This window comes from Butyricicoccus sp. OF27-2pH9A, assembly GCF_027693185.1.
GTDB lineage: Bacteria > Bacillota > Clostridia > Oscillospirales > Butyricicoccaceae > Agathobaculum > Agathobaculum butyriciproducens.
The window spans coordinates 91,227-109,971 of record NZ_JAQEXK010000002.1; the positions used below are offsets into that span (position 1 = coordinate 91,227).

At 52.6% G+C, this 18,745-nt stretch carries 12 protein-coding genes and 1 pseudogene; 7 read left to right on the plus strand and 6 right to left on the minus strand.

The features are described from left to right. The first annotated feature begins 27 nt into the window (after nucleotides 1–27). Nucleotides 28–3,492, plus strand: coding sequence for a transcription-repair coupling factor (gene mfd, locus PG722_RS02470; protein WP_442867818.1), 3,465 nt, complete (start codon nucleotides 28–30; stop codon nucleotides 3,490–3,492). An 879-nt stretch (nucleotides 3,493–4,371) separates the two neighbouring features. Here mfd and PG722_RS02475 read toward each other — a convergent pair. Next, the gene (locus PG722_RS02475) at nucleotides 4,372–5,004 is read right to left on the minus strand and encodes a copper amine oxidase N-terminal domain-containing protein (protein WP_116705691.1); all 633 of its coding nucleotides are present in this window, start codon (nucleotides 5,002–5,004) and stop codon (nucleotides 4,372–4,374) included. A gap of 321 nt (nucleotides 5,005–5,325) precedes the next feature. Then, nucleotides 5,326–6,312 (minus strand): hypothetical protein, encoded by a 987-nt coding sequence (locus tag PG722_RS02480; RefSeq protein WP_270579555.1) that lies wholly within the window; start codon nucleotides 6,310–6,312, stop codon nucleotides 5,326–5,328. Between the two features lie 449 nt (nucleotides 6,313–6,761). On the opposite strand from PG722_RS02480, the gene PG722_RS02485 reads away from it, so the two are divergent. The 3 genes from PG722_RS02485 (at nucleotide 6,762) to PG722_RS02495 (ending at nucleotide 10,791) form a co-directional block, all read left to right on the plus strand. Then, nucleotides 6,762–7,247, plus strand: coding sequence for an RNA polymerase sigma factor (locus tag PG722_RS02485; RefSeq protein ID WP_270579556.1), 486 nt, complete (start codon nucleotides 6,762–6,764; stop codon nucleotides 7,245–7,247). An 82-nt stretch (nucleotides 7,248–7,329) separates the two neighbouring features. Continuing rightward, nucleotides 7,330–8,364, plus strand: coding sequence for a DUF4367 domain-containing protein (locus PG722_RS02490; protein ID WP_270579557.1), 1,035 nt, complete (start codon nucleotides 7,330–7,332; stop codon nucleotides 8,362–8,364). A 978-nt stretch (nucleotides 8,365–9,342) separates the two neighbouring features. Then, nucleotides 9,343–10,791, plus strand: coding sequence for a tyrosine-type recombinase/integrase (locus PG722_RS02495; protein ID WP_270579558.1), 1,449 nt, complete (start codon nucleotides 9,343–9,345; stop codon nucleotides 10,789–10,791). Nucleotides 10,792–11,161: 370 nt separating this feature from the next. Here the strand turns inward: PG722_RS02495 and PG722_RS02500 are convergent. The 4 genes and pseudogenes from PG722_RS02500 to PG722_RS02515 form a co-directional block, all read right to left on the minus strand. Continuing rightward, a pseudogene (locus tag PG722_RS02500) lies at nucleotides 11,162–12,034 on the minus strand (PSP1 domain-containing protein); the annotation flags it as partial. Between the two features lie 29 nt (nucleotides 12,035–12,063). Further along, complete coding sequence (locus tag PG722_RS02505; protein WP_270579561.1) at nucleotides 12,064–12,945, minus strand: hypothetical protein; 882 nt, start codon at nucleotides 12,943–12,945, stop codon at nucleotides 12,064–12,066. Beyond that, complete coding sequence (locus tag PG722_RS02510; RefSeq protein ID WP_110435421.1) at nucleotides 12,942–13,265, minus strand: cyclic-di-AMP receptor; 324 nt, start codon at nucleotides 13,263–13,265, stop codon at nucleotides 12,942–12,944. Before PG722_RS02510 ends, PG722_RS02505 begins: the two co-directional genes overlap by 4 nt. A gap of 61 nt (nucleotides 13,266–13,326) precedes the next feature. After that, nucleotides 13,327–14,772 (minus strand): aminotransferase class I/II-fold pyridoxal phosphate-dependent enzyme, encoded by a 1,446-nt coding sequence (locus tag PG722_RS02515; protein WP_270579563.1) that lies wholly within the window; start codon nucleotides 14,770–14,772, stop codon nucleotides 13,327–13,329. Nucleotides 14,773–15,119: 347 nt separating this feature from the next. Between PG722_RS02515 and serC the strand changes: the two genes are divergently transcribed. The 3 genes from serC (at nucleotide 15,120) to PG722_RS02530 (ending at nucleotide 18,698) form a co-directional block, all read left to right on the plus strand. Further along, nucleotides 15,120–16,211 carry a 3-phosphoserine/phosphohydroxythreonine transaminase gene (gene serC, locus PG722_RS02520; protein ID WP_270579564.1) on the plus strand — a complete coding sequence of 364 codons (1,092 nt, stop codon included), beginning with the start codon at nucleotides 15,120–15,122 and terminating at the stop codon, nucleotides 16,209–16,211. A 104-nt stretch (nucleotides 16,212–16,315) separates the two neighbouring features. Beyond that, the gene (locus PG722_RS02525; protein WP_118564215.1) at nucleotides 16,316–17,467 is read left to right on the plus strand and encodes a 3-phosphoglycerate dehydrogenase family protein; all 1,152 of its coding nucleotides are present in this window, start codon (nucleotides 16,316–16,318) and stop codon (nucleotides 17,465–17,467) included. 196 nt (nucleotides 17,468–17,663) lie between these two features. Then, entirely contained in the window at nucleotides 17,664–18,698 is a 1,035-nt protein-coding gene (locus tag PG722_RS02530; RefSeq protein ID WP_158557246.1) for a tyrosine-type recombinase/integrase, read from the plus strand. Nucleotides 18,699–18,745: the final 47 nt, after the last annotated feature.

An 18,745-nucleotide genomic window follows, 5' to 3' on the forward strand; every position in this document is an offset into this window, starting at 1 on the left:
TTCCATTATGAAAGGGAGGTGAACCTCTTGAACGAAATTACAAAAAGTATAACTTTTCTAAAAGAATACAAACGGTTAAAACAAGCCGTTGATGAGGGCAAAACTCCGGTGCTGGCGGTTGGCTTATCAGCCATCCATAAGGCACATCTGGCGGCGGCGTTAGGACTGGATACAGGCCGTCCGGTACTGGTTTTGACCGACGATGACAACGCTGCGAACCGGTTTGCCGCTGATCTGCGCGGCTTTGCCGAGCGTGACGTCGTGCTCCTTCCCTCGCGCGAGCTGGTTATGGCGGACGTGGTCGGCGTGTCGCGCGGCTACGAACAGCGCCGACTTGCCGTACTGGATGAAATGCGCGAGGCGCGTTTCGCGGTCGCGTCCGTGCAGGCGGCAGCACAGCGCACCATGCCGCCCGAACTGCTCGTGCAGTTGGTTGTCACCCTCGCGGTCGGTGAAACTGCGCCGTTGGACGAACTGGCTCAGTCGCTCACGCGCGCAGGCTACGAGCGCTGTGTACAGGTCGAAGGCACCGGTCAGTTTTCCATTCGCGGCGGTATCCTCGATGTGTTTCCGCCGCAGGCAGAGCACCCGTATCGCGTGGAATTCTGGGACGATGAGATTGACTCAATCTCCACGTTCGACGTCGGCAGTCAGCGCCGATTGGAGCAGTGCGAGTGCCTGCGCTGTCTGCCGTGCATGGAATCCATTCCGGCACTGGCGAAGGGCGGTGCGGCAGGACTGGCAAAGGCTGTTCTGGCACTCACCTCGACCCGCCGAAAGAAGCAGCACGCAGATTTGCAGGCTAATCTCGAACGGGACGCGGAACGTCTGCGCGAGACCGGTTCGCTGCCCGCAGCGGACAAGTATATGCCGCTGATTTATCCCGAAATGGCGACCGCGTTCGACTATCTGCCCGAAAATGCCATCGTCATCATCGAGGACACGCCCCGTCTGCGTGACGCGGTGCGCGATTTCCACGCGCGTGTAGCCGACGACGTAACTGCTCTGCTCGAGCGCGGCGAAATGCCGCCCGCCCTCGGTGAGTATGCGCTCGATTTTGTCGGTGTATGCAGTGTGAAGCGCCAGATTCTGCGTCTGGACAGCTTTCTCAACAACGTAGTCGAGCTGACGCCGCAGCATCTGGAAAACTTTATCGCCAACCAGATGAACGCCTACGGCGGCAACCTCGACATGGCGTCTGCCGATATCCGCAGCTATACCGAGCAGGGACGCGCGGTGGCGGTCGTGTGCGGCAGTGCGCTGCGCTGCCAGAACATGCTGGACGCGCTGACCGACACCGGTCTCAACGTAAAAATCAGCGACCTGCTGCCCAAGGGCGGCTGCGTCAACATCATGGAGGGCACGCTGTCCGCCGGTTTTGAGTATCCCGATCTCGGTCTTGTTGTCATGACCGAGGGACAGGTTCTTGCCCGGCGAAAGAAAACGCAGGTCAAGAAGTCCAACCGTGATAAGGTGAAGTCGTACACCGACCTGACACCGGGTGATCTGGTCGTGCACGAGCACCACGGTATCGGTCGGTTTATCGGCATGGAGCGCATGACGGTGGACGGTTCCGAGCGCGATTTCATCAAAATTGCGTTTGCGGGAACGGATTTTCTGTATGTTCCGGCAACCTCGCTCGATCTCATCTCCAAATACATCGGCGGCGGCGACAACGAGCGCGTGCGGCTGAACAAGCTCGGCGGTGCGGACTGGAGCAAGGCGAAAGCACGCGCCAAAGCGGCTGCAAAGGAGCTTGCCGAGGGTCTCATCAAGCTGTATGCCGAGCGCGCCAAGGTCAAGGGCTACGCCTTCCCGCCGGATGACGCGTGGCAGCGCGAGTTCGAGGAGGATTTCCCCTACGAGGAGACCGACGACCAGCTGCGCTGCATTGCCGAGATCAAGGACGATATGCAGTCCGACCGGCCGATGGACCGCCTGCTGTGCGGTGATGTCGGCTTTGGCAAGACCGAGGTCGCGCTGCGTGCCGTGATGAAGTGCATTCTCGCGGGCAAGCAGGCGGCGATCCTCGTACCGACGACCGTACTCGCGCGCCAGCATTACCTGACCGCGATGCAGCGTTTTCAGGGTCACCCGATCACGATCGAGCTGCTCACGCGCTACAAGACCGGCTCGGAGCAGACTGCGCTGCTCAAAAAGCTGGAGGCGGGTTCGGTCGATCTGGTTATCGGCACGCACAAGCTGTTCAACAAAAAGATCAAGTTCAAGGATCTTGGTCTGCTCGTTGTGGACGAGGAACAGCGGTTCGGCGTTGGACACAAGGAAACGCTCAAGGAAATGAGCAAAAACGTGGACGTGCTCACGCTGTCGGCAACGCCGATCCCGCGCACGCTCAACATGGCGCTGTCCGGTATCCGCGATATGTCCTCCATCGAGGAGCCGCCGCAGAACCGCCATCCGGTGCAGACGTTCGTGCTTGAGCAGAACGACGGCGTGCTGCTTGATGCCATCCGGCGTGAGCTGGGACGCGGCGGACAGGTATACTACCTGCACAACCGCGTGGAGTCCATCGAGCGATGTGCGAACATGTGGCAGCAGCGGCTTCCGGATGCGCGAATCGGCATCGTTCACGGCAAAATGGGTCAGAAAGAGATTGCAAAGGTTATGAACGAGATGGCGGACGGCGAGATTGATATTCTGGTCTGCACCACGATTATTGAAACCGGTATTGACATTCCGAACGCGAACACGCTTATCATCGAGAACGCAGACAATATGGGTCTGGCGCAGCTGCACCAGATTCGCGGCCGTGTCGGCCGCTCGTCGCGCCACGCCTACGCCTACTTGTGCTACCGGCACGGCAAGGCGCTGAGCGAGATCGCGCAGAAGCGGCTCGGTGCGATTCGTGAGTTTGCAGCGTTCGGCTCGGGCTTCAAGATTGCCATGCGTGATCTGGAAATTCGCGGTGCAGGCAATGTGCTCGGTCCCGAGCAGTCCGGCCACATGATGAGCGTCGGCTATGATCTGTACCTCAAGCTGCTCGAAGAGGCTGTGCAGGAGGAGAAGGGAGAAACACCCAAGCCGCGTGTCGATTGTGCGGCCGAACTGCTGATTTCTGCCAACCTTCCCGCCGATTATGTTGCGGATGCGGGGCAGCGTGTCGATCTGTACCGCCGTATTGCGCTCATCCGAACGGACGAGCAGCGCAGTGATATGCTTGACGAGCTGATCGACCGCTTCGGTGAGCCGCCTGCGGAGGCCATCGCGCTGCTGGATATCGCGCTGCTGCGTGCCAAGGCCAGCGAGCAGGGGATTGCGGAGATCAAGCAGCAGGACGGACGACTGCTGCTCACCTTCTCCGAGACCGATTTCGCGCGCCTGTCCGCGCTCTGCGGTGACAGTGAATTCAAGGGCCGCCTGCTGCTCAATGCCGGTTCGACACCGTATCTGTCGCTGCGCCTGAATAAGGGCGAGAAGGCGATGGAAATGGCACAGACGCTGGTTGATAAGTACGCTGCCACGGCAAAATAAGCAGGAGAATGGTAGAAAGCGTGATTCACTGAAGCCGATTTTCTTCACAGAGCTTGCAGAGAGGGGAGCGGCTGTATTTGCGAAAAAAAGAGCGAAACCATGCGGTTTCCTACTCTGAATTTTGAAGCATTTTCGATTTCAGCAATCTTACGGATTCTGAAACTTATAAATGCATCTAAAACGCATTTTTCAATCAATAATTCAAAATCATATTACAAAATGCGAAAAACATTGTTTTTCTGGTTCGTGCAGTTTCATACCGTTTTAGAGGTGTATGAACCGCAAACATTGGTGTAATTATGGTGTCAATCAGCGGCAGGCAACAGCAGCTAACAAATACAACAAAAGCACGCTTTTTAGAGCGTGCTTTTTGCTATCTACCGGTCCTATACGCATTGGCGCCGTCCGCGCGGCGGCGTGCAGCGCGTAAGCCGACGGCACGGAACGGTGCCGAGGGCGCGGCGACAGCCGCGCCCGAAATATAGATACCCCCTTTCTCTAACAGGGGGGTACAAATCGGAATAGATCAGCGAATCTCGCAAAACTTTGAATATTTCTCGTGCATAAATGGGGATTTTACAGATAAATACGGAGAAAATGGGGGAGTTTCTGCAAAAGCGATACATTGTAAGGTCGAAAATGATAATTGGCCGTAGTCCGGTTCCTGTTAGAGATGCTGATAACTGCGCGATACGGCGGTATCAACCTGTACCGGTGTCGTATCTTACCGCATTGGTGGAGCGATGTATGCTGCGCTATGCTCTTGTTGGATTTGGTGTGTAGTTTTATGCGCAAAACAAAAGAAGTTGAGGTTGGTCCTCAACTTCTTTTTGGGTATTAGTGATATATGATTATTAAACAGGGATTTCCGTCGATAACTTAGAAACCACTTGCAAATTCATCAATCCAGAACTGACTGCCGACTTTTCTCACATAGATTAAGCAGCTGGTAGAGGTTTGATTGGGGTCATATACCGAATTAGCGGTGGGTTTCATTGTGAAAGAACATTCAAAAACGAGTTTGTTTGCTCTTGCGGAGTAATCACCGTTATAAGTACAGGATTTCAATTTTGCTTCCTTCATGCCAAATACACCGTAGCTGAAATCAAGACTTGCAGCATCACCGGCGCACAGCGTATTCATCTTTTGGTACTGCTGATCACCGAACAGCGTAAAGAACTCGCTGATCACATTTTTAGCAGCTGTAACATCGCTGTCGGAAAAGACAGAATCGTTGATGAGAACAGAACTGGTGCTGCCCTGCCATGTAACCGTTTTGCCCAGCCATTCGCTGACGGCGCGTATCGGCACATACGTCGTACCCTGATAGATCAACGGTTCTACTGTTTTACCGTTTACATCGGTAGCAACCTGTTTCTGGCCATTCAGATAAATGGTAATGCCGCCGTAGGTTGCAGTGATTTTGCGGCCATTGACTGCAAAGGCAATCGTACCCAGCAGCATGCAGCAAATCAGACCGATGATCGGGATGCGGAAACGCTTGTTTTTCATGTGCAATACCTCCTTAAATGATTATCGTTGTTACAACAGATATTGTTGTGAGATTCAAAGGCGAGTAGCTTGTTTTAATCTGCGAAAATAGATATACATATCTGTCCGCACAAGTCCGATACACAGCTTGTGCAATAAGATGTGCAGGCTGTGGGTTTTGCAGATTTGTTGTAGCCCATCGGAATCACCTCTGCGACTGGTAAATTGTTAGTTTCTTAATGCTGCTTACTATGCTGATACAACTACATATTGTAAGTTGTGCTATCCAGCGTAAAAGAAGCGTTCGTGGTGTCGGTAACCAATTTGTCGCAAGTGCAATGATTAAGACACCGTAATCTGGAATCTAACGATAGCATCGGCTACGTGATTGTTGCTGAGGAAGAAACGGTATTGATGAGTCGGATCAACCGTAAACGATTTAGAAGCACCGCCTACATTTAATCCCACACAATCGCTGACGTGACCTTGGGTAACATCATAAACAGATACATGAACTGTTGCAATGCCCGAAGCCGTATCTGTTGCCTGTACCGTAATTCGGCCTGATTCACCACTTTGAAAAGTTAACGCATCCACGTTGGGGAGATCGAACGTACTCGCATTGCCATTCTTTTTCGGAATACCATATACCCAGCCTGAAAAATAAGACCGCGTGCTGGTCTGAGCAGCCATATTTGTATTGTTCTGCGGGTAGAAGTGATAATCCTGATCGGAACCGCACATAGAAGTGTCGATCTTAGACCAATCGACACCATGTCGATCAATTGTGCCGCCCGGCTTTCCCCAATTAGCGTTGGGAACAACATTCGGATTGTTCTGCTGTACAGGAGTGTTCACTGTTTTCAGATAGACCGAGCCGAACTTATAGTACAGGGTGCCGTTCAGAGGGTATGTTCCATTGGTGGAAATATCCAGATAGTATGCACCGGCAGACAGCGGGTGACCATCTGCGCCGTAAAACGGCAGCTTACCGCCAGCAGGAATGTACATCGGGGCACATACCAGTTCGCCGGTCGGAAAATCCTTGTGGATTTTTACAGTCATTCTGCTTTTGGAGGTATTGATGACGTGAATCTTCCAGTAACCATAGCCGGAATAGACCGACCACGGTACGATTTGATTGGAAGAATTGGTGTTGAGCTTAACCGTGGTGCTCGGAGTTACTGTGCCGCGTACATTCTGTGGGGCGGCAACAGGAGCCGGTGTAGTGCCGGTCTGCACATTTGCTGCACCTGCGCTCCCCATCAGCGCGGATGCGGCCATGCATCCTGCGAGCGTTACGCTCATCATTTTTTGAAACTTGTTCATGTTATAACCTCCACATTCAAGCTTTACTCTCTGTGATTACTGCGGAATGGCAGCAACCGTAAAATCCTTTTATTGTGAGATTTATAGAAAAGTAGGTTGTATTGATTTGCAAAATCAGATATACTATATCTATCCACATAAGTCCGATACACCGCTAACGCGGTGAGGCGTGCAGCCTTTCGGTTTTATGTGGATTTTTAATAGACCATTAGAATCATCTCCTGTTCCTGTCGGACTGTTTGAAGCCCTTTACTATATACAACGCATGAGAAACGCGTTTTGTGACAAGAAACCTGCAAAAAAATATTTTTTCTTTTTTCTGAAAATTCCTGTTACAAAATAGCTTGTTCATGTGTTGTATATATAATAGGGGTATTAATAGGGGTATTATTTACCTTACATAAAGAGAGCCTTAACAGCCAAAACACATAGCCCAAGGGGGATTGAGGTTGACCGGGAATCAAATTGAATTTTTCGATGATATATATCGGAAATACTATAAAATGATGTATGATGTGGCTTTGCGGATTGTGAAAAATCCAGAGATTGCCGAGGATGTTGTTGCAGATACCTTTTTAGTGCTGATAACAAAAATCAATGCCGTAATAGAGCACGAGCAGCCTGTAAAATGGTTGTTTCGTGTTCTGAAAAACAATGCGCTGAATGAACGCCGTGCCCAGAGCGCCCATTCAGCGGTTCCATTGGATGAGCACTTAGCTGTTGCAGCGGCGGACAATTTAACACCGTTCAGCGGTTACTTGCCGAACGGCTTGTCTGAAATAGAGCAAAAAATATTAACGCTTCGTCTATCAGAAGATCTTGAGTACGTCGAAATCGCTAAAATTATGAACATGACAGAAAACGCCTGTCGGATGCAGTACAGCCGTGCGCGGCGGCGCTGTGCGGAACTGTTGGAAAGGCAGAAAAATACATGAGTTTTTCTACAAATTTGTTGTTACAAAACAGAATGTTCAAGTGTTGTATATATAGAGGAACTTACAAGGAGGAGGTGAAAACATGGATAAAGAAAAAATAAAAGGTAGTGCAGAGAACGAGTTAGACGATATGGTGATTTTTCGACTGCTTGACGAAGTAATCGAACACGGTGAAGAAGCATTGCCGGAAATGGAAGATTATTTAACTGCTACGGCTGACAGCGTGGATTCTCCCGAAGTTGATGTAGAAGCGTCGCTGAAAAAATTCAAAACAGAACACGCAGAGTTTTTCGTAAAACCGCGCCGTCCACATCATTGGGCGTATCGCGTCTGTGTTGCAGCAGCAGCGGTATTCGTTGCCAATACGGTATGTGCGTTTGCACTTGGTCATAGCCTGTTTAATTATGCCGCGAAGTGGGGCGCGGAAACATTCGGCTTTTATCGGGATGATTTTCCTACATCGAAAGACGGAAAGATCATCTATTATCCTGATGGCTCATGGGATGATCGCACTAATATGCCGGATTATGACCATGAAACGTATACTGCGTTGCCCGAGAATAATACTTCTTCCTCGGAAAATTCACCTGAAATGTTAGAACCAATAGATAAAGGTGAAGCACTGCCTGAATATGCAAATTTACCCGATACCACTTCATCTGATATAGGGTTGAAAAAGGGTACTTCTGCTTGGGATGGTTCGCATACGATAGAATGGTTCGATGTTGAAAATGTGTCATTAAAAGAAACGTTAACGGCCTTGCAGATAAACCATCCTATAGCACCATCTTGGTTGCCTGATGGATATAAGCAAACTCGTATACAAGTAACCAATGACCACATGATTGGCGCATATGATGTGCGTGCAGATTATGCCAAGGATGTAGACGATTCTAAAATGTTTATTCAAATTTCCAAAATCACCGATATAACTGGTGATACGATTGAAAAAGATGATCGTGCTGTAATTGAATACACTAAAGAAAAAACGACATGGTATATTATGCACAACTTACAGCGGTTGAACGCTGCTGCGTTGATGGATGATTATCAAGTTCTTATATCAGCTCCTATATCCGTTGACGAAATGAAGAAAATAATAGATTCTATTTATTGATGATAGGTATTCTCATGTATACATTGTACGATCAAACAACAGGGAAAAATACGCCCAAGAACGTAGGAATGTATACTTCTGGTGATCATTTTCAGTCTACCCTCACTATACCTAATCTTACTGCTGGACACACCTATTATTTGATGGTTACGTTTTAGGCCGATGGTAGTACATATAGTCAAGTGACAAATTCTGTTCGCATACAATGCCAAACAGGCACAGGGAAATCCTGTGCCTGTTCTTTTAGCTAACATCGTCGTAGGTGGTTATAGGCATACCGCTTTTTCGGGGGGACGGTAGAGGGGAAAACAATTTTTTCTATCTCTCGTTAATTTCTCTCTTTGCTCGCCGCCGCGAGAATGGTGAGGGGGTGCAGCCCGGCTGTGTGTAACTGCCGCAGGAAGTTATACACAACCGGACAGGGGGAGAGGAAAGACGCGGGCGGCGCGGACTTTGTTCCTCTCCCTCTGACCTCGAAAGTGAGTTTCACCGGCGTTTTGATAAGATATTAGCATATCGCACAAAAACCGAAGCCGAATCTTGTGCATGATTAAAAATATTTTTCAGGGGCTATTCCATTGACCACATTTCGGCGTTATAGTAAAAGAGGAAATATTTCCAATGTCCTTTGACAACCGCATACTCAGGCATCAGGTACAAATTCGGCGCGGAGAGCTGCAGCGGAAAGCTGCGAACTGTGGGTGGCTCCTATCATGGCAATGACCCGCGCGGAAGATAATGATACTCCCGACCAGTCACCGTCCGAGCGTGAAAACGTCGCAGGCAATGAGGTCGGACAACGGATAGGTGAAATTCCTGTGGAATCGGTACGCTGCCGATCGCTTGGTGCTTCCCACAGTCGGGGGTGAGGCCGAATAGACTGACAGTAACAGTATAAATCATTATAAAACCGGAAGAATACCGCTTCTTTGCGTGTATTCTTCCGGTTTCGCACTTCATGGAGGTTTTACATGTCATTTGATTACGAAATTTTATCACAGAATGATCTGCTGGAACTGTTTCCGTTCGGCCGGTCAAAACTCAACGCTTTACTGCGGGCCGGTGTTCTGCCCGTCACCAAAGTTGGACGTGATTACATCACCACTCGAGCAGAACTTGACCGCTGGTTCGCGGCCAATCGCGGACGTGAAATCTTCTATTAACCAGACGTTGCGAACCATGCAGAGTATGGCGTATAATAACAATGTTAGCTGTTGTAGCTGCCGCACCGGGTCAGGAGCGAAAATGAGCAATACAACAGAAAAAGTAACGAAAACGAATCGTCATTACGGGGAGGGCAGTATTTATCAGCGCAAAGATGGCCGCTGGGTAGCAAAATACCGCGATGAAGCAATGGCGAAAACGCAGTATCTTTATGGTTCGACCGAAGCTGAGGTTCGCCGCAAGCTGCGGGATTGGAAAAAGCAGACGGCACGCGGTCTGACTGCGTGCAAGAAAGTGTTTTTTCGTGATTATGCAGATAACTGGTTTTACACGTTCAAGCAGCACTCTGTCGAAAACAGCAGTTTTGACCGTTACGAAAGCATTTATTTGCATCATATCAAGCCTGTATTGGGCGATATTCAGATTGCGTCTATCCGCAGTGAGGAGATTCAGAATCTGCTGGTTGCGAAAAGCAAAACGCTTTCGTACAGTGTAGTGAAGAAGATCAATTTCCTTTTGTCGGAACTGTTTCAGTATGCCCATTCCGAGGGCGATATTGCGAAGAATCCTATGCGCAATGTGAAGATGCCGAAAAAGACGCTGTTCAAGCAGAAGCGCACGATTTTAGTCATGGAAGATGAAGAAGTGCAGGCGTTGGAACAGGTCGCTACATTAACATGTCACAATGATACACCGCAGATTATGCACGCTAATGCGATTGTGTTTCTGGTGCATACTGGTTTGCGTTGTGGTGAATTGCAGGCATTGAAATGGTCTGACATTGATTTCGCAAACGAAACAGTCACGGTCAGCAAAAATCTTTCGATGATTGTCAACCGTGACCGCAAGCCGGGACAAAAGCATAGGAACGCAAAAATCAAGGGAACTAAGACTGCGAGCGGCAATCGGATTGTTCCGCTGAATGAAAAGGCTGTCCATGCACTGCGCAGTTTACAGCAGATTTATCGTATGCTGGGTGTTCGCAGTGATTCGGTACTGGTGTCGCGCAACGGCAAGGTGCTTTCCAATGCACAGCTTCGCCGTGTGCTGGACCGTGTTTTGCGCAAAGCTAATATCGACAAGCCCTTCACTTTACATCAGCTGCGACATACCTTTGCTACGCGGACACTGAAAGCGGGCGTACCGATCAGCGTAGTCAGCAAGTGGCTTGGCCATGCGAATATTTCGACAACATACAACACATACATTCATGTTCTCTGTTCTGAGGAGAATGACGCAGCGGAATTGCTGAAGGCTATGTGAACACTTTGGTGTCAAGTTGGTGTCACGGGAAATCGGTAGAACGCAATTCGTTAGATATATCGTAAAAATTGGAGAAAAAGAGCGAAACCATACGGTTTCGCTCTTTTTCTCATTCTTCGCCGGAATTCTGTTCCGGAGCACCGTTTTCGCCATTCGGCTTGCGGCGGCGTCTTCCGCCTCTGCGGCGGCGACGGCGCGGCGCACCTTCACCGTCCGGAGACAGCTCATTCTGAGCATCTTCGGGCAGTTCGTCTGCGGCAGTCTGCTGCGGGGCAGGCTTGCGCGGCGGACGCGGCTGCTGCGGCTTCTGATGCGGAGCCTCGCTCTTTTTCGGTGCATCCTTTTTGGGTGCGGGAGCGGCAGCATCCTCCTGCTCCTCGCGCTTACGGCGTTCCTCGGCCATAGCGGCGGCATTCTGACGGTTGCGGCACGCACCCTTTACCATGCAGCACTGCGTGCACTGGAACTCGGTCAGCGAGTGCTCCGGACTGTCGTCCAGCTGCACCTTGCAGGTGCCGCGCAGCATTTGGGTGGAAACTACCTTGCCGCGGCCTTCCGGCGTATCGACCACGCTGCCCTGACGCGGCGTGACCTTCTGCAGCTCGGCGTAGGCCTCATGCTCATACTTGAGACAGCACATCAGACGGCCGCACACACCGGAAATCTTCGCCGGATTGAGCGACAGGTTTTGATCCTTTGCCATATTGATGGAGACCGGATGGAAATCATCGAGATATGAGCTGCAGCACAGCTCGCGGCCGCAGCAGCCCAGACCGCCGATCATCTTTGCCTCATCGCGCACGCCGATCTGGCGCAGCTCAATGCGGGTGCGGAACACGCTCGCAAGGTCCTTAACCAGCTCGCGGAAATCCACACGACCGTCTGCGGTGAAGTAAAACAGCAGCTTGTTCATATCAAAGGTGCATTCCGCGGTGACAAGGTTCATTTCCAGACCGCGGTCCTCGATCTTCTGCTTGCAGATAATAAACGCCTCGTCGGCACGCTTTTTGTTGCGCTCGAGCGTTTTCATATCGGTCTCGGTTGCCACACGGACCACGCGCTTGAGCGGCTGCACGACCTGCTGATCGGGCACATCGGTGTTGCCCTGCACGCAGTCGCCGTATTCCACGCCGCGTGCCGTCTCGACGATCACACCCGTACCGGGTGCGATTTCCAGACCCTGCGGGTCGAAATAATACATTTTCCCGTTCGATTTGAAACGAACTCCGATTATTGTTGTCAAAAAGTTTTCCTCCTGTATGATGGAAACGCTTAGGAAGCGTAACAGATGCGGTAGATATCGCTTGTTAATGCACAGGTGACAGCCGCGGATGCCGCGTTGCGCGACACACGGTCGATCAGCACATCAATAAAATCGTAGACCGCCAGCAGACGTTCCGTACTGACGGCGCCGGCGAGTGCCTGCGTCTGCTTGCGGAGTGCCGGCTGCAGCGGCTTTTGCGGCAGAGCCTTTGAGACGAAAATCGCGTCCCGGACAGCGGCCTGCAGAATGCCGAGTACACCTAACAGTGCACGGCGCGGCGTCTTTTCCAGACCCATTGCACCGAGCATCATGCGGTCCTCACGCCGTTCGGCAACCGCAGAGAGATAGGGTGCAAGCAGGCTTGCCGCCTCTTCGTCCGACACCGCCGCATGCGACGGCTCGAGCGTAAATTTAGTGCAGCGCGAGCGCACGGTCTGCAGCAGCGAATCCGGCTGCTCGGCGGTCAGAATGAAGAACGCATACGCAGGCGGCTCCTCCAGTTCCTTGAGCAGTGCGTTCTGCGCCATGGGATTGAGATTCTGCGCATGGTGAATGACTGTCACACGGCGTTCGCCGTCATTCGGGATAATGGCGTTTTCCGCCTTGATCTGACGCGCCAGATCGACCTTGAGTTCGGCCTCTCCTTCGTCCACGATCATCAGATCCGGGTGCACACCCTGCTCCACCTTGCGGCACGGCAGACAGTTTCCGCACGGATGACTGCCCGTGCCTTCGCATAAAATACCGGCCGCGAGTACAGTCGCAAGGGTTTTGAGCGCCGCCGGATCGTCACCGGACAGCAGCACGGTCTGCGGAAAACGCTCGTTCAGCGCATGCTTCAGGCTGTTTTTGAGCGCATTGTTGCCCGCAAGTGCGTCAAATGAGATCACAGCTTTTCAAAACGCTCAACGTTGAGTACAAATACGGTTGCGCCGCCGACCTCGACCTGCACCGGCGTGGACGGGAAAAAGCCCATGCCGAGTTCAGCGGTTGCCGGCATGATCTGCTTGCGGGAGGAGGAGTGCTCGCGGATGATGTCAAAGCACTCATCCAGCTTGCTTTCGTCCAGACCGATCAGGATCGTGACGTTGCCTGCTTTGAGGAAGCCGCCGGTGGTCGCCAGCTTGGTGATGGAAAAGCCTGCTTTCATCAGGCTGGAGATAACATCCTGCGAATCATCGTAATTGATGATAGCCAGTACCATTTTCATAATAGTAACCCCCTATTCGCATTGCTGCGCGGAAACATATCGTTTGCTTGGATGAGATGCGTTATTGATGGACAACAACGGTTATTTCATCTATTATATTGTACCATCTTTCACGGATAAGTGCAATGTGCGCTCCTGTAATTTTCTCGCCGGGCCAGAGCAGCGGCACACCGGGCGGATACGGCGTGACCGGACGGGCGCAGACCAGACCCTCGGCAGCGGCAGGCTGCACTCTGCCGGTCTGTGAGAACCATGCGTCGCGCACGCTCATCACGCGCTCGGCGGGCGGAAACGGTGCGGACAGGGACGGCAGGGGAATCAGCTCGCGCCGTTTGGAAATGCGCCGCAGACCGCGTTTCAGACGGCTGATCGCACTGTTCGGGTCAGAGCCGGTGAGGATGAACACAACATTGCGGTCGTCCGCCATCTCGCACGCCACGCCGCATTCGCTCCACAGCGTATCTGCCAGCTGGTGACCGGTGATGTCGGTTCCGGCGGTGCACACCGTCAGACGGCATGGGTCAAGCGCAGGAAAATGATCCTCGGTCAGTGCGGTGAACATGGTCCGGTGCTGCACATAGGCACGCAGTTCGGCGCAGGTTTCCGCCGAGCGGCGGTACTCCGCGTGACCGGGTCCCTCGGTGTAGGCACGCGCAAGGTCGATGGACGCCATAATAGGGTAGGACGGACTGGACGTGCCGAACAGCATGGTGTTTTCGCGCAGTGCGCGGCGGTCCACGCCTGCCGCGGAGAGCAGAACGGCGCCCTGTCCCATGCACGGCAGCGTTTTGTGCATGGAGAGCACGGCCATATCCGCACCTTCCGCGACCGGTGTCGGCAGGCCGACAGCAGGGAAGTGTGCACCGTGTGCACCGTCTACGAGCAGCAGCTTGCCGTGCGCGCGGCACAGATCGGCAAACTCGGGAATCGCCCGCCGGATGCCGTAATATGTCGGGGAGGTCAGCAGGATCGCCTTGATTTCCGGATGTGCAATCAGCTGTGCTTCCGCATCCTTGACCGGAAGCGAACCGGAAACCGCGAACGGCTCGATCAGCGGTGCAGAGAAAAAATACGGCGTAATGCCGAGCAGCGCGCAGCCGTAGCAGACGGACTTGTGTACCTCGCGGTCGAGCAGGACAGCGCCGCCGCGTCCGACCGCTGTGCCGAGCATGGCCAGAATGCCCTGCGTCGAGCCGCCGGTCAGGAAAAAGCAGTCCTCCGCGCCGAAATACCGCGCGGCGGCAACCTCCGCATCGCGGATAGGGCCTTCACCGGTGTACAGGTTGCCGGTGCCGTAGGTTTCAGTAAAGTCGATGGCAAAAATATCTGCATAGGTGTTGAAAACCGGCTCACCCTTGTGCCCGGGCATGTGAAACCGCGCGGAGTCGCCGGTCTCGAGCAGCTGCAGAGCATGGAACAGCGGTGCCGTCGTGAATGGCATCAGGCGGTTGATTTGTCTGTGATTGGGACGGTGGCTGTGCGGCGCAGCCGGTCGGCGGTGGTGCATAATACAGTTGGCTCCTTACATTATTGTGCTATAATACAGTATAACACATAATTAGGAATTAGGATTAGGAATTAGGAATTGCCGTGATTCACAGGTATGCATTCACCTATCACAAAAAAATACTGATTTTTGATTACGCATTACTAAATTTCATGAACTGTCCACAATGTGCAGACATTCGTTTATTCATTACGGATTTTTTGGGACATTTTTCGGTAGCCAACGGCAGGGCTTTGTATTATAATAAATAATATGTTCCATTCATAAAAGTAATATCACCGCGACAGACCGTGATATGTAAACTGGGAACGTCTTTACGCTTATATTTGAAAGGCAGGCTATTCACTATGGCAGACAATCGTATCTACAATTTTTCCGCAGGTCCCTCCATGCTTCCGGTTCCGGTGCTTGAGCGCTGTGCAGCCGACATGCTGAACTATCAGGGCTCCGGTATGTCAGTCATGGAGATGAGTCACCGTTCAAAGGTATATGACGGCATCATCCAGGAGACCGAGGCTACTCTGCGCCGCGTACTCTCCATTCCGGATAACTACAAGGTTCTGTTCCTGCAGGGCGGCGCCACCACCCAGTTTGCAGCGATCCCGATGAACCTGCTGAAGACCGGCAAGGCTGACTACGCGCTGACCGGCAGCTTCGCTTCCAAGGCTTACAAGGAAGCGCAGAAGTTCGGCGACATGCACGCTGCATTCTCCTCCAAGGAGACCAACTTCGACCACGTTCCGACGCAGGATGAGCTGGATATCCGTCCGGATGCCGACTACTTCTACATCTGCGCCAACAACACCATCTACGGCACCGAGTATCAGTACGATCCCGAGACCCCGGCAGGCGTTGAGCTGGTAGCGGATATGTCCTCCAACATCCTGTCCAAGCCGGTTGATGTTTCCAAGTACGGCGTCATCTACGCCGGCGCACAGAAGAACATGGGCCCGGCCGGTGTTACCGTTGTCATCGTCCGCGAGGATCTGCTCGGCAACTATCCGCTCGAGAAGTACCCGGTTATGCTGGACTGGAAGACCATGGCTGACAAGGATTCCATGTACAACACGCCTCCCACGTACGGTATCTATGTACTCGGTCTGGTTGCCAAGTGGGTTGAAGACATGGGCGGCGTAAAGGCTATGCAGGAGCGTGCTGAGAAGCGTTCCTCCATGCTGTACGATTACCTCGATTCCCAGGATTTTTACAAGACTGTAGCCGCAAAGGATTCCCGCAGCCACATGAACGTGACCTTCCGCACCGGCGACGACGAGCTGGACGCAAAGTTTGCCAAGGAGTCCATGGCAGCCGGCATGTCCAATCTGAAGGGTCACCGTTCGGTAGGCGGTATGCGTGCTTCCATCTATAACGCAATGCCGATCGAGGGCGTTGAGAAGCTCATCGACTTTATGAAGAAGTTCGCTGAAGAAAACAAGTAACAATAATTGAGAATTGATAATGGAGAATGGGAAATTGCGGTATCGCGCAAGGATAGCGACATTTTCCATTTTCAATTCCCCATTTTCCATTGGAGGATAATCCCATGTATAACGTAAAACTCTACAACAAGATCTCGAAGGTAGGTCTGGACGATCTCGATCCGGCAAAGTATACCTGCTCCGAGGATTTCACCGATTATGACGCCGTTCTGGTTCGTTCTGCCAAGCTACATGACGTCGAGTTCCCGAAGAACCTGCGCTGCATCGCGCGTGCAGGCGCCGGTGTCAACAACATTCCGATTGACCGCTGCTCCGAGGAAGGCATCGTAGTCTTCAACACGCCGGGTGCAAACGCTAACGCCGTTAAGGAGCTGGTTATCTGTGCACTGCTGCTGGCTTCCCGCAAGGTGGTACAGGGCGCAAACTGGGTTAAGGGCCTCAAGGGCACGCCGGACATCGGTCCTGCTGCCGAGAAGGGCAAGGCCACCTATGCAGGCCCGGAAATCGCCGGTAAGAAGCTGGGCATCATCGGTCTGGGTGCGATCGGCGTTAAGGTTGCAAACGCGGCTGTTGGCCTGGATATGGAGGTCTGGGGCTATGACCCGTACCTGTCGGTTGACGGCGCACTCAAGCTCGACCGCTCGGTCAAGCACGTTACCGAGCTGGACGAGATTTTCGCAAACTGCGACTACATCACCATTCATGTTCCGCTGAACGCTGACACGAAGAACACCATCAGCGCAGAGGCGATCGAGAAGATGAAGGACGGCGTTCGCGTCATCAACCTTGCGCGCGGCGAGCTGGTTGACACCAAGGCAATGGCCAAGGCGCTCGAGAGCGGCAAGGTTGCAGCATACGTTTCCGACTTTGCTTCCGACGAGATCCTCGAGCAGGAGAATGCCATCACGCTCCCGCATCTGGGTGCGTCCACGCCGGAGAGCGAGGACAACTGCGCTAAGATGGCCGTTTACGAGATCACCGAGTACCTCGAGAAGGGCACCATCCGCAATTCGGTCAACTTCCCGAACCTCAAGGTTCCGTACGAAGGCGGCTACCGCATCTGCATGATCCACAAGAACATCCCGAACATGATCGCATCCATCACCTCCGCTGTTCGCTGCAACATCGAGAATATGGGCAACCGTTCCAAGGGTGACTATGCATACACCATCATCGACACCGCAGAGGCTCCGACCGAGGCTAACCTCGACGAGCTGCGCGCGATCGAAGGCATGATCTCTGTTCGCACGATCTAATTGCCATAAAACCGATAAAACCGCTCTGAATGCAGATTCGGAGCGGTTTTTGTTGCTTTTCTGTGCAAATTGAATATTGTCGAATTTGGTCGAATTTTCGTAAAATATGGAAATGCAGGACAAGACAGCACCGCAGCTTTCATTGTGCGGTGCTGCCGAATACTGCAGGATGACTATTTTTACAGGAGGCTTCTCAATGGAGAACATACGCATTTACGAGGAGGACGGCTACATTCACTTTATTATGCGTCCGGAGGACCTGATGCGGCTGCGCTACTCGACCGAAGCGAAAACGCCGTTTGCAGATTTCATGGACCGCTGGCTGACCCAGATGAAAACGCAGGTGCGCGAAAACACGATGGACGGCTACCGCTACGCATTTGAAAAGCACATCAAGCCGTTTTTCACCGCACGAGGAACAACGCTTGCCACGGCACGGCCGATGGATTTTCAGGATTTTGTCAACCTGAAATTCGATCAGGGGCTTTCACCGACTTCGATCGTCAAGTTTCATTCCATCATGCACAAGTGCCTGAAATACGCGGTAGCACTGCAGATTATCCCGACGAATCCGTCGGATAATGTCATGCTGCCCAAGCGGACGCGCTTTCGAGGACAGGTGTACGACCGGACGCAGATCAACATTTTTCTGGCAGCGGCGCTGCAGTCGCCGGCAGAGGCGGCGTTCGTGCTGGCGGCAACCTATGGTCTGCGCCGCAGCGAGTGCGCCGGTCTGCGCTGGTGTGCCGTGGATTTTCGGGCACGGAGCATGGTCATCAATCATACGGCGGTGCTGTCCTCCGGACGTGTGATCTATGCGGACAGCGTAAAGACCAAATCCAGCTATCGGACGCTGCCGCTGTCCGACTCGCTCCGGCGGTATCTGACCGATCTGCGCCGCAGACAGAACGCCAACCGCAAAAAGTACGGCAAAGCCTACTGCCAGAGCGATTACGTCTGCTGCCGTGAGGACGGTTCGCCGCTTCGGCCGGATTACATTTCGCGTGAGTTCGAGCGGGTGTGCCGCCGTGCGTGCCTGCCGCGTATCCGGTTTCATGATTTACGGCATTCGGTTGCAACGATTTTGCTGCAGCAGGGCTTTTCGCTCAAGCAGATTCAGGACTGGCTGGGGCATTCCGACATCTCCACCACAGCCAACGTTTACGCACATGTGCCGTATGTGGAAAAGGTATCCATCGCCAAGAGCGCAACACCGATTATCGGCAACTGATGTGCATTCTGGGAATGTAACATAATCGTAACATTCCGGCGGGTTGT

Coding starts and splice junctions, on each gene's coding strand:
- PG722_RS02475 (WP_116705691.1), bottom strand. CDS start 5,004: ATGAAAAACAAGCGTTTCCGCATCCCGATCATCGGTCTGATTTGCTGC.
- PG722_RS02480 (WP_270579555.1), bottom strand. CDS start 6,312: ATGAACAAGTTTCAAAAAATGATGAGCGTAACGCTCGCAGGATGCATG.
- PG722_RS02490 (WP_270579557.1), top strand. CDS start 7,330: ATGGATAAAGAAAAAATAAAAGGTAGTGCAGAGAACGAGTTAGACGAT.
- PG722_RS02510 (WP_110435421.1), bottom strand. CDS start 13,265: ATGAAAATGGTACTGGCTATCATCAATTACGATGATTCGCAGGATGTT.
- PG722_RS02515 (WP_270579563.1), bottom strand. CDS start 14,772: ATGCACCACCGCCGACCGGCTGCGCCGCACAGCCACCGTCCCAATCAC.
- serC (WP_270579564.1), top strand. CDS start 15,120: ATGGCAGACAATCGTATCTACAATTTTTCCGCAGGTCCCTCCATGCTT.
- PG722_RS02525 (WP_118564215.1), top strand. CDS start 16,316: ATGTATAACGTAAAACTCTACAACAAGATCTCGAAGGTAGGTCTGGAC.
- PG722_RS02530 (WP_158557246.1), top strand. CDS start 17,664: ATGGAGAACATACGCATTTACGAGGAGGACGGCTACATTCACTTTATT.